This is a genomic window from Desulfobacter sp. (assembly GCA_028768545.1).
Lineage (GTDB): Bacteria > Desulfobacterota > Desulfobacteria > Desulfobacterales > Desulfobacteraceae > Desulfobacter.
The window spans coordinates 2,633,788-2,647,445 of record CP054838.1 but is presented as its reverse complement, the minus strand read 5'-3'; the positions used below and the strand labels follow the sequence as shown (position 1 = coordinate 2,647,445).

The following is a 13,658-nucleotide window of genomic DNA, read 5'->3' as shown; positions in this document are numbered from 1 at the left end:
AAGTCCTCTTTAAAAGTTGATATGAAATCAGATCATAAGGGTTCGCGCCCTTTAGTGCAACCCGGCAACGATTTTATTTCCCGATTTCCAATAAATTTTTGATGCCAGGATAAGAATGATGGAATAGCATTCCATACCGACTTTACCGCCTTTTTCAAAATGCAAAATACGACCATTTTAATGATATTCACAAAAAAATCTTGAATTTTTTGTTTCATAATCATAATTTTAATGAAACAAATGATTCATAGCTTTTTATTTTTTTAACCCATGCCTTAAATAAGGACAATCAATGAAAATCCAAGACATGACCTGGGCAATGGTGGAAACCCTTGTAAAAACAGAAAAAAGAGCGGTTCTCCCCCTAGGCAGCGTGGAGCAGCATGGCAAGCTCAGCCTGGGAACGGTTACCATCAAAATGGAGACCTATCTGAGGGTGGTGGGGGATATCCTGGACAGCATGTACCGGTCCGGCCATCGGCAGATCCTCATTGTCAACGGCCACGGGGGAAACTCATTTGTGGGAGGATTTGCCCAGGAATGGCTCATGACCCATGGGGATGCCCGGGTAAGGTTGCACAACTGGTGGGCGGCCCCGAACACCTGGGCAAAGGTCCAGGAAGCGGAAAGAGGATCTTCCCATGCATCCTGGATGGAAAATTTCCCCTGGACTGAAATTTCCAGTGTGGATTATGAAACTCAAAATTCCAAACCCCCATTGGACCTTGACATCCTTCACCAGCTAGGACCTGAAGATACCAGGGCCTTTGTTCAGGACGGCAATTTCGGGGGCATGGAAAAACGCGAACCAGAACTCATGACTCAAATCTGGAAAATTGCCGTGGATGAGACCCGGTCCATGCTGGAAACCGGTTGGGCCGACTGACCATGCCCCGGCACCAGAAAATCACCCCTATCATGTGCAACACCCTGGGACCCGACGATGCCCAAATGGCCCGGGATCTGCTCAAAATAGAGGACAAATGGCAGGACCCGGCCCCAGTGGACCAGGCGGAAAAATGGCTGGCCCACTGGCTGGATTTGAAACAGGTTTTTGGGTTCATGGGGGGGCGGGCCGCCCTTTATGCCATAGCCAAGGCCATGGGACTTTCAAAAGGGGATGAAGTGATCATTCCCGGCCTGACCTGCCAGGTGGTGGTCAACGCCTTTGAGTACAACGGGGCAACCTGTGTCCATGCCGATATCGAGAGGGACACCTTTAACATGGATGTCCAGCGATTTGCAGAGAAAATCACCCCAAAAACCCGGGCAGTCCTTCTCCAGCATACCTTCGGGGTCCCGGCCCGGGATACCCTGGCCATCCTGGCCATGGCAAAATCCCACGGCATTATGGTGATCGAAGATGTGGCCCATGGACTGGGGGGAAGGCTTTTACGGCAGAAACTGGGCACCTTTGGGGATGTGGCATTTTTCTCCACGGAACGGACCAAGATGATCAACACCATCCACGGGGGATTTGCCGCCACCTCCAACCCGGCCATCTTAAAAGGGCTCAAGCAGGTGTATGACAGTGCCGGATATCCCTCGGCTGATAAAATCAAAGATATCCTAAACACCCTATTGTTCTGTTATTATACCAAGGTCCACAAGAACCGGGTAAATCGATTTGACTGGGCCCGAAAAATCTATGGGCAAAACCTCATCCCCCAGATGACCGATTTGGAGCTCCTCGGCAAATTTGAACCCATGTACGCATGCAAAATGCCCGGGCCCATAGGTGCCCTGGCCCTGAATCAATTAAAAAAATTTGAAACCTTTATCCCCCTTCGCCAGGCAGCGGCCCGAAAATGGGAACAATGGGCCGTATCGAACGGATACGGGATATCCAGCCCCGCAGACGACAGCTATTGCACCTGGCTTCGATACCCGGTCATCGTGCCCGAGCACCTCAAAACCGATACCTCCTGGATTGAAAAAGACCTGGCCATGGAGCCCGGGGTCTGGTTCCAGACCCCCTGCCACCCCAACAACAGAGAAATTTTTGACATTCCCATTGGATGGGAAATTGCCAGGACCGTGGTCAATTTGCCCACGGGATTGTGGATAGACTAAAAGGAAAAAACCAAATGGAAAAACTCAACACACATGTCATCTGGGGCGCCGGGGCCATGGGGGGCATCATGGCCGCCTATTGGGCACGACAAGGGATGTCCGTCACCTGCGTGGACAATAACCGGGCCCACGTGAAGGCCATTGCCGAAAACGGCATAAAAATCACCGGCCCCATTGAAGAATTTACCCAGCCGTTGCACATCATCACCCCGGAGCAGGCTAAAGGCCCCCTGAAAAAGGTCTATCTGGCCACCAAATCCGTTCATACGGCCCAGGCCGTCCAACAGATCGTACCCCTGCTGGCCCCGGACGGATATATCGTGTCCTGGCAAAACGGACTCAACGAAGATGACATCGCAGCAGCAGCAGGCCAAGACCGGACCATTGGATCTTTTATCAACTTCAGTGCAGATGTGGCAGAGCCCGGGGTCATCCATTTCGGGGGCCGGGGAACCACGGTGGTGGGAGAATTGGACGGCAGGACCAGTGACCGCATCCAGCGCCTTCATGAACATATGAAAATTTTCAATCCGGACTCCGTGCTCACGGACAATATTTTCGGGTACCTATGGAGCAAAATCGAGTACGGGTCCATGCTTTTTGCCGAAGCCACATCCAACCGGGGAATCACAGAGATGTTTGAAATGGAAAAATGGCATGATCTGCTCATCGGTCTGGGCCACGAAATCGTGGCTGTAGCCCGGGCAGAAGGGATCCGGCTTTTGCCCTTTAACGGATTTGACCCCAAAGCCTTTGAACCGGGTGCGGGTCAGGCAGCAGGCAGGGCATCTCTTGAGGCCCTGGCCGAACACAACCGGCCTCACACCAAGACCCACAGCGGGGTATGGAGAGACCTGGCCGTACACAAACGCAAAACCGAGGTGGACACCATCATGGGAGCAGTGATTCCCAAGGCCGAAAAACATGGAATCGACATTCCCCTGACCCGCCAGGTCATTGATGCCGTCCACAAAATTGAATCCGGCAAGGCGGTCCAAAATGATTTTCACATGGACCAGATGGCCCTTGCCTATAAAAAAAATAGAGCTTGAAAAATTTGTTTCATAAATCTATGATGATCGAAACAAATGATTCATTGCCATAACATCCAACGATTGCACAGGGGATAAAATGAAAAAAACAGAACCCAATGAAAAGATCTCGGTCATTGACAAGATCGCCTCGCTGATGAAGGGCTTTTCTCCTGCCAATCATAAAATTGCCTGTTTTGTCATTAAAAACAAGCATGACATCGGGTTTGCCTCGGTCACGACCCTGAGCGACCAGGCCAAGGTGAGCAAGGCCTCCATTGTCCGGTTTGCCCAGGCCCTGGGGTTTGAGGGGTTTAACCAGTTCAAACAGGCCATCCAGCGAGAACTCAAGCAGCAGCTCAGCCCCTATTCCAACATCCTGTTCAATGATCTTGACATGATGTCCAAGGAAAAGCAGCTCAAAAAACTTGTGGCCAACGAAATCACCAACCTGAACAAAACCCTGAACAGCCTGAATGTGACCATGGTCATGAAAATCGTGGCGCATATGGGCGCTGCCGGCAAAATCTTTGTGAGCGGATTCGGGGGGAGCGGCCCGGTGGCCAGAAAGTTTATCCATTCCCTGAAGATCATTACAGACAAACGCATTGAACAGGTCACCGGAGCGGTCTCTGACTTTTCACCGGCCCTGTCATCTCTGGCCAAGGGGGATGTGGTTTTTATCCTGACCTTGCCCACCTATTCAGCGGAAAATTTCCAATTGGCTGAATACGTCAAAAACCAGGGAGGCATCCTCTGCCTGCTCACCGAGTCACCGGAATGTCCCCTCTATGACATGGCCGATGCCGTTCTCCTCTGCGAGAGCAACTCCCTGACCCTTGCCAATTCCTATGTGGCCATTACTGCCGTGACCCAGGTCATCACCGACATGTTCTTCTTGTACTGCAAAGAAGAGGGGATCAGAAGCGTCAAGGCCATCCGCAATATGGAACAATAAAGGGCTTGCACCCTGTAAAACATTGCCCGCCTTCTGGCCGGGCTGAACCGATAATTGAGACAGGAGAATTAGATTTGAACCAGGTTTTGGTAATTCACGGGGGAGCAGGTGTCATTTCCAAAAACACCCCCCAAAAAAAATTGAACAATATAAACAAGGCCTGGCAACCGCCCTTGACTCAGGTTTTAAGATTTTGAAAAAAGGCGGAACCGCTCTGGACGCGGCCATGACAGCAGTACTGGAATTTGAACGAAACCCCTTGTACAACGCCGGCGTAGGCTCGGTGTACACCGCCGATGAAACCCATGAACTGGATGCCGCCATCATGGACGGCAGGACCCGGAACTCCGGGGCGGCCTGCACCCTCAGTCAGATCAAGCACCCCATCTGCCTGGCCCGGGCCATCATGGAAAACAGCCCGCACCTATTTTTATCCGGTAAAGGGGCCGAAGCGTTTGGCCGGAAACAGGGTCTTGAATTTGTGGACAATTCCTTTTTTGACAACGAGTTTCGGTATGAGCAACTCAAGATGGCCAAGGCCACCAACACCATTGTAAGGGACCACGACATTGAACCGGTAAAACCCATGGGCACCGTGGGGGCTGTGGCCCTGGACGCAGAAGGCAACCTGGCCGCGGCAACCACCACCGGCGGCACCACCAACAAGGCCTGCGGCCGGGTGGGGGATACTCCCATTCCCGGGGCGGGAAATTATGCTGACAACCGCACCTGTGCAGTATCCTGTACCGGATTCGGAGAAGAGTTCATGAAAAAAGTGGCCGCCTACAATCTCCACGCCCGGATGATCTACCAGGGACTCTCCCTGGAAGAGGCGGCCAAAAAGGTGGTGTTTGAACACCTTGAACCGGGAACAGGGGGCCTCATTGCCCTGGACCGAAACGGAAATTTCACCATGACCTACAATACCCCGGGGATGTTTCGAGGCGTTAAAACCCAGGATTCGGATGCCTATATCCGGATATGGGAATAATCTCAAAGCCCCAGGATTTCATCTTATAAACCCACTGGGTTGGCCAAATGCCGACCCAAATTCAAACAAAGGAGAACACCATGAAAAAATTATTGGCCGGCCTGACGGTTCTGATCACCGTCGCAGCCCTGGGACTCCCCATGGCAATGGCCCAGAACGACACCCTGGTCATCGGCAGGCCCTCCGATGCCATTTCCCTGGATTCAAACACCGAAACCACAGCTCCCGGGGCCATTGTCTACGGCAATATCATCGAGCCCCTTATTGTCATTGACAAGAACGGCGAGGTCCAGCCCAACCTGGCCCATAAATTTGAAGTGATCTCCCCGGAGCGGATCCGGTTCTTCATCCGCAAGGGCATTAAATTCCATGACAACACCGACCTTGATGCCAAGGCTGTTAAATTCACCTTTGACCGGGCCATTAACCAGCCGGCACGGTGGAAAGCCCTGTTTGGACCCATCAAGGCAGCCCAGATCGTGGACGAGTATACCGTGGACATCGTAACCAGCGTTCCCTACGGCCCCCTCATGGCCTCCATGGCCATGGTCTATACCGGTATTGTCAGCCCTGCCGCCGTTGAAAAATACGGAGACGACTATGGCCGTCATCCAGTTGGAACCGGACCGTTCAAGTTCTCAGAATGAAAAACAAAAGATCATATCACCCTGGTGAAAAATGAAAATTACTGGGGAACAAAGGCAAAACTGAACAAGGTCATCTTCAAGGTGATTCCAGAGGCCGGTTCAAGGATGATGGCCCTTCGCACCGGTGACATTGACATGGCCATGCAGCCCACCCCGGCTGAACTTCCCATGTTCAAAGCAGACAAAAAATTTAATGTGGCCGAAACCATGGGACTGCGGGTATTTTACATGGGATTTCACAATGAAAAATTCCCCACTGACGATCCCAAGGTCCGCCAGGCACTGGCCATGGCCGTGGATGTAAACGGCATCGTTGAAAATATTCTGGAAGGCGCAGCCGTGGCCCCCAAAGGCTACCTGGCCCCGGCCGTATTTGGATTCAAGGACATGGAACTTGACAAACGGTTTCCCTACAATCCTAAAAAAGCAAAAGCCCTTCTGGCCGAAGCCGGATGGAAGGATACAGACAAGGACGGAATCCTGGACAAAAACGGCAAAAAGCTGACCATCAAATTCCTGGGCGCCAAGGGCCGGTATCTCATGGATGCCGAGGTATGCGAGGCTGCCCAGGCCATGTTCAAGGCCATTGGCGTGGATGCCCAATTAGATTTCTTTGAATGGGCCACCACATTCACCGCCCTGAGAAAGGCTGACCTGAAATACAACATGTTCACCCTGGGATGGCTGACCACCAATGCCGATGCCGACTACTCCCTCTACGCCATGTTTCATTCCAGCCAGTTTTCTCCCAAGGGTTGGAACAATGACCGGTTCAAGGATGCCAGGGTGGACGAACTTCTGGTCAAGGCAAGATCCTCCCAGGACCGGGCAAAACGGGCACTTTACTATGACGAAGCCCAAGAAATCATTGCCCAGTCCGCCACCTGGATTCCCGTGTACAACACCAAGGAAATCTTTGTGCTGAACAACCGGGTCAAAGGATTTGTACCCAATCCCAGTGAATATCTTTTACCCCTGAAGGGTGTGCATCTTGAATAGTAATCCCTTGAGCAAGAGACAGGAAAAATGATTCTTTTCATTGTCAAACGCATCCTGGCCTCCATTGCCGTGATTCTGAGCATGGCATTCTTTGTCATGCTCATCATGGATATCATCCCCGGTGATCCGGCAGCCATGATGCTGGGAGAAAATGCCACACCGGAAATGATCCTGGAACTGCGCAGTCAGATGGGCCTGGACCAGCCGTTGCTAATCCGGTATGCCAACTATATCTGGAACGTGGCCCACGGGGACCTGGGCCGGTCTGTCAGGGAAATGGCCCCGGTGGCGACTCTCATCGGCGACACCCTGCCCAACACCCTGGTTCTCACGGCCGCAGGCATGTTCCTAACCCTGGTTATCGGCATCCCCTTGGGGCTTGTCTCCGGTGCCAGGGCCGGGTCCTGGGTGGACCACCTGTCCCGGATCACCTCCCTTCTGGGGCTGTGCATGCCCGTGTTCTGGATCGGGCTGATTCTGATCTATTTTTTCAGTTTCAGGCTGGGCTGGTTTCCCGTGGGCGGAACCGGGTCTTTTTCCCATCTGGTTCTGCCCTCTGTCACCCTGGCCGCCTATACCATGGCGGCCATTGCACGGATGTCCCGATCCAGCCTCATGGAGGTTTTATCCGAAGATTATGTTAGAACGGCAAGGGCCAAGGGCCTGGCCTTCTGGCTGGTGGTCTGGCGCCATGGATTCCGCAACGCCCTGATCCCCATCCTCACGGTGTTCGGCATGCAGGTGGGCAATCTCATGGGCGGAGCCATCCTCACTGAAACCGTATTTGCATGGCCCGGCCTTGGCCGGCTCATGATGGGGGCGATCATGGACCGGGATTCTCTGCTGCTCCAGGGCACCATCCTGGTTTTTTCCGCTGCCTATATTTTTATCAACCTGCTGGTGGATCTGTCCTATGGGCTCATCGACCCGAGAATCGTGGAATCATAGAATGACGGATAAAAAAACATTTTTAAACCGACACAAGGCCCTGAACCGCTTTATAAAAAACCCCCTGTCCGTGGTGGGCCTGATTCTGGTGATCACCATAGCGGCCTGTGCCCTGGCAGCCCCGGTTCTGGCACCCCATGACCCGACAGAACAGCATCTGTTCGACAAACGGGACAAGCCGTTTGGCAAATATGTCCTGGGGGCGGACCAGTTTGGACGTGATATCCTGTCCCGGCTCATCTACGGATCCAGGGTCAGCCTGACCGTGGCCGTGGGGTCGATCATCATCGCCCTTGCCGGAGGGATCCTGGTGGGGGTGGTGGCAGGCTATGTCGGCGGGGCATGGGATACCGTGCTCATGCGGATTATGGACCTTTTGCTCTCTTTTCCCTATCTGCTGTTGGCCATTGTCCTGGTCACCGCCTTTGGCTCCGGGGTATTCAACACCACCCTGGCCATCGGGATCTGGGCGTTGCCCACATTTGCCCGGATGGTAAGGGTGTCGGTACTCTCCCTTAAAACCCGGGAGTACGTGACCTCTGCCCAGGCCGTGGGGGCCTCGTCAATGCGGATCATCTTTTCCCACATCATTCCCAATTTTGTCTCCCCTGTGATCGTCTATGCCACCCTTTTCATGGCCAATGCCATCATGATGGAGGCGGCCCTGTCCTTCCTGGGCCTGGGGGTCCAGCCCCCCACCCCGTCCTGGGGGGAGATGATCAGTTCTGGCCGTAACTTTTTAATGGTGGCCCCCCATGTCTCCACCATTCCGGGATTTGCCATTATGGTGGCCGTCCTGGGATTCAATCTTCTGGGCGATGGACTGCGGGACGCCTTAGATCCGAAAATGAAGGTGAACTGATGCGCCCAAATCCATTGCTGGAAATAGAAAATCTATGTGTAACCTTTAAGACAGACGAAGGCCTGGTCCAGGCGGTTAACGGGGTAAGCCTTTCCGTGGACCCCGGGCAGATTATAGGGGTGGTGGGAGAATCCGGATGCGGCAAGAGTGTGACCTCCCTGGCCGTCATGGGCCTGATACCCCAGCCCCCGGGGGACATCACATCCGGCCGGATCCAATTTAAAGGACAAAATCTTCTGGACCTGTCGGAAACGCAGTACCAGCAGATGCGGGGCAACCAGATATCCATGATCTTCCAGGAGCCCATGACCTCGCTCAACCCGCTCCACCGCATCGGCCGGCAAATCGAAGAGGTCCTGATCCTGCACAAGAAAGCCTCGGGCAAAGCCGCCTCAGATCTGGCGGTCCACATGCTGGACAAAGTCAGGATCCCGGATCCGGCCCGCCGGGCAAGGGAATTTCCCCACCAGCTGTCCGGGGGCATGCGCCAGAGGGTTATGATCGCCATGGCCCTGGCCTGCGCCCCAAAACTGCTCATTGCCGACGAGCCTACCACAGCTCTGGATGTGACCATCCAGGCCCAGATTCTGACCCTAATGAATGAATTAAAACAAGATCTGGGCACGGCCATCATGCTCATCACCCACGATCTTGGCGTGGTGGCCGAAACCGCTGACCAGGTAGCCGTGATGTACGCAAGAAGAATCATTGAATCCTGTGATGTAAAAACCATATTTTCAAATCCCCTTCATCCGTATACCCAAGGCCTCATGGCATCGGTGCCCCTCCTGGACCGGCCCGTGCCCCAGGACAAGCTGCTCCAGGCCATTCCCGGAATGGTGCCCAGCCTGACGGACCTGCCCCGGGGCTGCCCCTTCCACGACCGGTGCGCCCATGCATTTTCCCCATGCGCAAAAACCGTTCCCGACCTCAAAGACACAGGTTTCAACCACAAGGTAAGGTGTTTTCTCCATGAAAGATGACCAGCTGCTAACGATCAGGCAATTGAAAAAATATTATCCGGTCTCCCAAAAGGGATGGTTCAAAAAAAAAGCAGGGCATGTCAAAGCCGTGGACGGGGTGGACCTGGATCTGATCCAGGGGGAGACCTTTGGCCTGGTCGGGGAATCAGGCTGCGGCAAATCCACCCTGGGCCGGTGCATTCTCCGCTTAGAACCGCCTACAGCAGGGCAGATTCTGTTTGAGGGCATTGATCTTCTCTCCCTGAAAAGCCAGGCCCTTAGAACCCTGCGCCAGGACATGCAGATGATTTTCCAGGACCCCTTCTCCTCCCAGAACCCCAGGCACACCATCCGCCGCATCATGGGAGAGCCCCTGACCATCCACGGCATGGGCAGCCACAAAGAAGACCGGATCCGGGCCCTCAATCCCAAGCTGATCATTGCCGACGAGCCGGTCTCTGCCCTGGATGTATCCATCCAGGCCCAGATTCTCAACCTTTTGGTAGGCCTTCAGCAAAAATTCCAACTCACTTATCTGTTCATCTCACATGACCTGAGCGTAGTCCGCCACCTCTGCGACCGGATCGCTGTCATGTATCTGGGAAATATCGTGGAAATCGCTCCCAGGGACGGACTCTACTCAACCCCGGCCCTGCTTGACGCCATACCCACCACCAGTCTCACCCGAAGAGAACAAACCCCTCCTTTGACCGGAGATATGCCAAGCCCCATGAACCCGCCCCCGGGATGCCCCTTCCATCCCAGGTGCCGATACAAACAGGATAAATGCGCCCAAAACAAGCCCATGCTCAAAACCATTGCCCAGGGCCGCCGGGTGGCCTGCCACTTTCCTCTCTTTGAATCATAGCCGCCAGAAGCAGCAATGGCTTATAGATCCTCTTCAATCCCTGACGCCCGAAGCTAGCTGTCGTCTTTTCCAGCATCGGTTCAAGCTGGTAAATTTCATTTTCCCCATAGATGACCTTGGCGAATACAATGACCTGATCTTCGGTACACACGACCTGGCAGTTATAGAGCGGGGCAACCCCACTCCGGTTTTCATTATTCATCTCTCTGGATCTGGAACAGGCTCCATACCGCTAAAAATAAGTCATAAAACCTGTCCCCCCAAACAGGATCCATATCATTTTTTAAATCAATCCATTTGAGCTGTGGAATATGTTGACAAACAGATAACATTTGGATAATTCATGGCATAAAATGTACTGGTACATCGATACTGACCTCTTTTAAGGAAATAAAAAAATGAAAAGACTCCCCATCACGTCCTTGCCTCTGCTGGCAGCTGTCATATGTGTCTGTCTGGCCTTCAGCCTCAGCTTTAGCGTTCCTGCCTTTGCCGGAAAGGTAAAGTTCGGCCATGTCGCCCCCCCCCTTCCATGGCCAGGCCAAGGGCGTGGACGCCTTTAGCGCCTATGTAAAAGAAAAAACCAACGGTAAAATTAATATTGCCACATTCCCGGCAGGCCAGTTGGGCGGAGAGCGCTCCATGGCCGAGCAGGTGCAGTCAGGCACCCTTCAGATCGCCTCTATAACCACGGCCGTGCTCCAGAACTTTGTACCCCAATGCGCGGTCCTGGATATGCCGTTTATCTTCCCGGACAGAAAAACAGCCTATGCCACCTTGGATGACCCTCAAGTCCAGGAAAAAATCTTTTCCTATTTCCCCAAAAAAGGCTTTATTGCCATTGGATGGACTGAAAATGAAATCCGCGACTTTACCAATACCAAGCGCCCGGTCAGAACCCCTGAAGACATCAAAGGCCTCAAGGTCAGGGTGATGAACTCTCCGGCCTATCTGGACACCTTTAAGCAGCTTGGTGCCTCTCCTGTGGGCATCACCTTTCCCGAGATCTACAACGCCCTTCAGACCGGGGTAATTGACGCCCAGGAAAACCCCATCCTGACCACCGTGCTCATGAAATTTACCGAAGTCACCAAATATGTCACCCGGACCCAGCACTGCCTGACCGAATGCGTCATTGTTGTCAGCATGGATTATTGGGACTCCCTGTCCCCGGCAGAACAGCAGATATTTAAAGAGGCCTCACAGGTGGCCATTGAGACCAATAGACGGGTCAATGCAGAACTTCACCAGGCGCTGCCCAAGAGCAATATTTCCATTGCCGACTATGCAAAACAAAACAATGTTGAAATCATTGACCTGAGCCTGGAGGAAAGAAACGCCTCTAAACATGCCATGATCCCGGTATGGAACCAATACCGCAAAAAAATAGGGAATCCTCTTTTTGACTTCATGCTGGCTAAAATCAAGGCCCACCAGCAATAGGCATAACCGCATTGCCCGTGTCCGGTTATGGGGCACGGGCTTTAATTTTACGGAGAATACAGGTGCGTCAGATTGTCAACTTTTTCGACCGGGTGGAAAAATTCACACTGGTCTGGACCATTATAGGACTTGCCCTGATCGGTTTTATTCAGGTCATTTCAAGGTATGTATTCAACTACTCGTTTACCTGGTTTGAAGAACTGGGCCGTTATCTCGGGGTGTTTATCGCATTTTTAGGCGCTTCGGCCGGCGTCAAATCCGGCAGCCATTTTTCCATGGATCTTTTGGTATCCAAAATGAGCCTGGCCTGGCAGGGACGGGTAAAGGCTGGGACAAACACGATTTGCGCCCTGTTTTTTTTACGGTGGCCTATTATTCGTGGAAAATTGTGGCCCGGATGCACGGGTATGAAACCACCTCCCCGACCATGGGACTGCCCATGTATATCGTCTATCTGCCCATACCGATCTTTTCCATTTCCATGGGTATCAGATTTTTCATCCGGGCATGGCAATGTTTAACCCCCTCTTTATCCGGAAATCCAGCAAAATGATTCTCACCATCTGCCTAAGCTTTACTGCCCTGCTTTTTTTAGGGGCGCCCATTGCCGTAATTTTAGGTATTACCACCCTGGTATGCCTGGTTTTTTTCACCTCTACACCGCTGCACATCATCACCCAGCAGCTGTTTAACGCCTTGGATAAATTTGTACTTCTGGCCATTCCCTTTTTTATCCTGGCCGGCGCCATCATGACCCGGGGAGGGATTGCCAGAAAACTCATTGCCTTTGTCAATGCCCTGGTGGGCTGGTTTCCGGGCGGACTTGCCATGGCAGGCATCCTGGCATGTATATTTTTTGCCGCCATTTCAGGGTCTTCTCCTGCAACGGTTGTGGCCATCGGCTCGATCATGATCCCGGCACTGGTCAAGGCAGGATATGGGGAACGGTTCTCCCTGGGATTGATTACAGTCTCCGGCTCCCTTGGCATCGTGATTCCCCCCTCCATTCCCATGATCCTTTATTGTCTGGTAATGAATGTTTCTGTGACCAGGATCTTCATGGCAGGAATTCTGCCCGGGCTGCTCATCGGTCTGGCCCTCATGATCTATACCTTTTTTGTTGCCAAAAAGAACAATTGGCGGGTGAAGGGAACGGCGTCCCTGGCTGAGCTGACCCGCACGGCAAAAGAGGGGTTATGGGCCCTTCTTCTCCCCTTTGTGATACTGGGCGGAATCTATTCGGGCATATTCACCCCCACGGAAGCCGCTGCCATATCCGTGGTCTATGCCCTGTTCATTGAAATCTTTGTCTACAAAGAGTTTGGCATCAAAGATATTACCGATATCTGCCAGGATGCAGCGGTTCTATCCGCCTGCCTGCTCTTTATCCTCTCCTGCGCCATGACCTTTATCTGGCTGCTCACGGCCGAGCAGATCCCCCACCAGCTGGCCGACATCATCATCAGTCATATCAACAGCCCCTGGATGTTCCTGCTCACGGTCAACATCTTATTTCTTATTTTGGGCTGTTTTATGGACGATGTCTCTGCCATGCTGATTTTGGCCCCTATTTTCTTAGAAACCCTGAACCGGTACGGGATTGACCTGGTCCATTTCGGCATTGTCATGGTCTTAAACATCCAGATGGGCATGCTGACCCCGCCCTTTGGACTGAATCTTTTTGTGGCTTCGGGCATTACCAAGGCCCCTTTGGCCAGGATCGCCCGGGGCGTTGCCCCCTTTCTAGGCATTATGCTGGTCTGTCTTTTGCTCGTCACCTATATTCCCTGGATCTCTTTGACATTGCCAAACTGGATTCTCAATTAAGGAAAGCCATCTGTGAAACCAATAGAATTTCAAAATAAAGGGTTTGGCA

Annotated in this window: 11 protein-coding genes and 3 pseudogenes; all 14 read left to right on the top strand. The window is 52.8% G+C overall.

The genetic code is table 11. The annotated features are described in order from the left end of the window. Positions 1 to 292: 292 nt before the first annotated feature. Positions 293 to 886, top strand: a complete 594-nt coding sequence (locus tag HUN05_12715; protein WDP85889.1) for a creatininase family protein — start codon at positions 293 to 295, stop codon at positions 884 to 886. Then, positions 874 to 2,073: an aminotransferase class I/II-fold pyridoxal phosphate-dependent enzyme gene (locus HUN05_12710; GenBank protein ID WDP85888.1), complete on the top strand. Its 1,200-nt coding sequence runs from the start codon at positions 874 to 876 to the stop codon at positions 2,071 to 2,073. The genes HUN05_12715 and HUN05_12710 overlap by 13 nt, the downstream gene beginning before the upstream one ends. Before the next feature lie 14 nt (positions 2,074 to 2,087). Continuing rightward, positions 2,088 to 3,125, top strand: a complete 1,038-nt coding sequence (locus HUN05_12705; protein ID WDP85887.1) for a ketopantoate reductase family protein — start codon at positions 2,088 to 2,090, stop codon at positions 3,123 to 3,125. A gap of 79 nt (positions 3,126 to 3,204) precedes the next feature. Continuing rightward, complete coding sequence (locus HUN05_12700) at positions 3,205 to 4,062, top strand: MurR/RpiR family transcriptional regulator (GenBank protein ID WDP85886.1); 858 nt, start codon at positions 3,205 to 3,207, stop codon at positions 4,060 to 4,062. A gap of 53 nt (positions 4,063 to 4,115) precedes the next feature. Beyond that, positions 4,116 to 5,053: pseudogene (locus HUN05_12695) on the top strand (isoaspartyl peptidase/L-asparaginase). Positions 5,054 to 5,133: 80 nt separating this feature from the next. Next, on the top strand, positions 5,134 to 5,700 hold the full coding sequence (locus HUN05_12690) for a hypothetical protein (protein WDP85885.1): 567 nt from the start codon (positions 5,134 to 5,136) through the stop codon (positions 5,698 to 5,700). A gap of 24 nt (positions 5,701 to 5,724) precedes the next feature. Further along, positions 5,725 to 6,699 carry a hypothetical protein gene (locus tag HUN05_12685; GenBank protein ID WDP85884.1) on the top strand — a complete coding sequence of 325 codons (975 nt, stop codon included), beginning with the start codon at positions 5,725 to 5,727 and terminating at the stop codon, positions 6,697 to 6,699. A 27-nt stretch (positions 6,700 to 6,726) separates the two neighbouring features. Next, positions 6,727 to 7,647 (top strand): ABC transporter permease, encoded by a 921-nt coding sequence (locus HUN05_12680; GenBank protein WDP85883.1) that lies wholly within the window; start codon positions 6,727 to 6,729, stop codon positions 7,645 to 7,647. A gap of 1 nt (position 7,648) precedes the next feature. Continuing rightward, entirely contained in the window at positions 7,649 to 8,509 is an 861-nt protein-coding gene (locus HUN05_12675) for an ABC transporter permease (protein ID WDP85882.1), read from the top strand. Further along, positions 8,509 to 9,492, top strand: a complete 984-nt coding sequence (locus HUN05_12670; protein WDP85881.1) for an ABC transporter ATP-binding protein — start codon at positions 8,509 to 8,511, stop codon at positions 9,490 to 9,492. The genes HUN05_12675 and HUN05_12670 overlap by 1 nt, the downstream gene beginning before the upstream one ends. Then, positions 9,482 to 10,339 (top strand): ATP-binding cassette domain-containing protein, encoded by an 858-nt coding sequence (locus HUN05_12665; GenBank protein ID WDP85880.1) that lies wholly within the window; start codon positions 9,482 to 9,484, stop codon positions 10,337 to 10,339. The genes HUN05_12670 and HUN05_12665 overlap by 11 nt, the downstream gene beginning before the upstream one ends. A 398-nt stretch (positions 10,340 to 10,737) precedes the next feature. Beyond that, positions 10,738 to 11,782, top strand: a pseudogene (locus HUN05_12660) (DctP family TRAP transporter solute-binding subunit). A gap of 62 nt (positions 11,783 to 11,844) precedes the next feature. Beyond that, positions 11,845 to 12,335 (top strand): annotated as a pseudogene (locus HUN05_12655) (TRAP transporter small permease). After that, a complete protein-coding gene (locus HUN05_12650) occupies positions 12,332 to 13,609 on the top strand; it encodes a TRAP transporter large permease subunit (protein WDP85879.1) in 1,278 nt (425 codons plus the stop codon). The pseudogene HUN05_12655 and the gene HUN05_12650 overlap by 4 nt, the downstream one beginning before the upstream one ends. Positions 13,610 to 13,658 lie beyond the last annotated feature (49 nt).

What these genes read in the sequence shown, in the direction of transcription:
- HUN05_12680 (WDP85883.1), top strand. Translation starts at nt 6,727, where the DNA reads ATGATTCTTTTCATTGTCAAACGCATCCTGGCCTCCATTGCCGTGATT.
- HUN05_12700 (WDP85886.1), top strand. Translation starts at nt 3,205, where the DNA reads ATGAAAAAAACAGAACCCAATGAAAAGATCTCGGTCATTGACAAGATC.
- HUN05_12705 (WDP85887.1), top strand. Translation starts at nt 2,088, where the DNA reads ATGGAAAAACTCAACACACATGTCATCTGGGGCGCCGGGGCCATGGGG.
- HUN05_12670 (WDP85881.1), top strand. Translation starts at nt 8,509, where the DNA reads ATGCGCCCAAATCCATTGCTGGAAATAGAAAATCTATGTGTAACCTTT.
- HUN05_12650 (WDP85879.1), top strand. Translation starts at nt 12,332, where the DNA reads ATGATTCTCACCATCTGCCTAAGCTTTACTGCCCTGCTTTTTTTAGGG.
- HUN05_12715 (WDP85889.1), top strand. Translation starts at nt 293, where the DNA reads ATGAAAATCCAAGACATGACCTGGGCAATGGTGGAAACCCTTGTAAAA.
- HUN05_12675 (WDP85882.1), top strand. Translation starts at nt 7,649, where the DNA reads ATGACGGATAAAAAAACATTTTTAAACCGACACAAGGCCCTGAACCGC.
- HUN05_12665 (WDP85880.1), top strand. Translation starts at nt 9,482, where the DNA reads ATGAAAGATGACCAGCTGCTAACGATCAGGCAATTGAAAAAATATTAT.
- HUN05_12690 (WDP85885.1), top strand. Translation starts at nt 5,134, where the DNA reads ATGAAAAAATTATTGGCCGGCCTGACGGTTCTGATCACCGTCGCAGCC.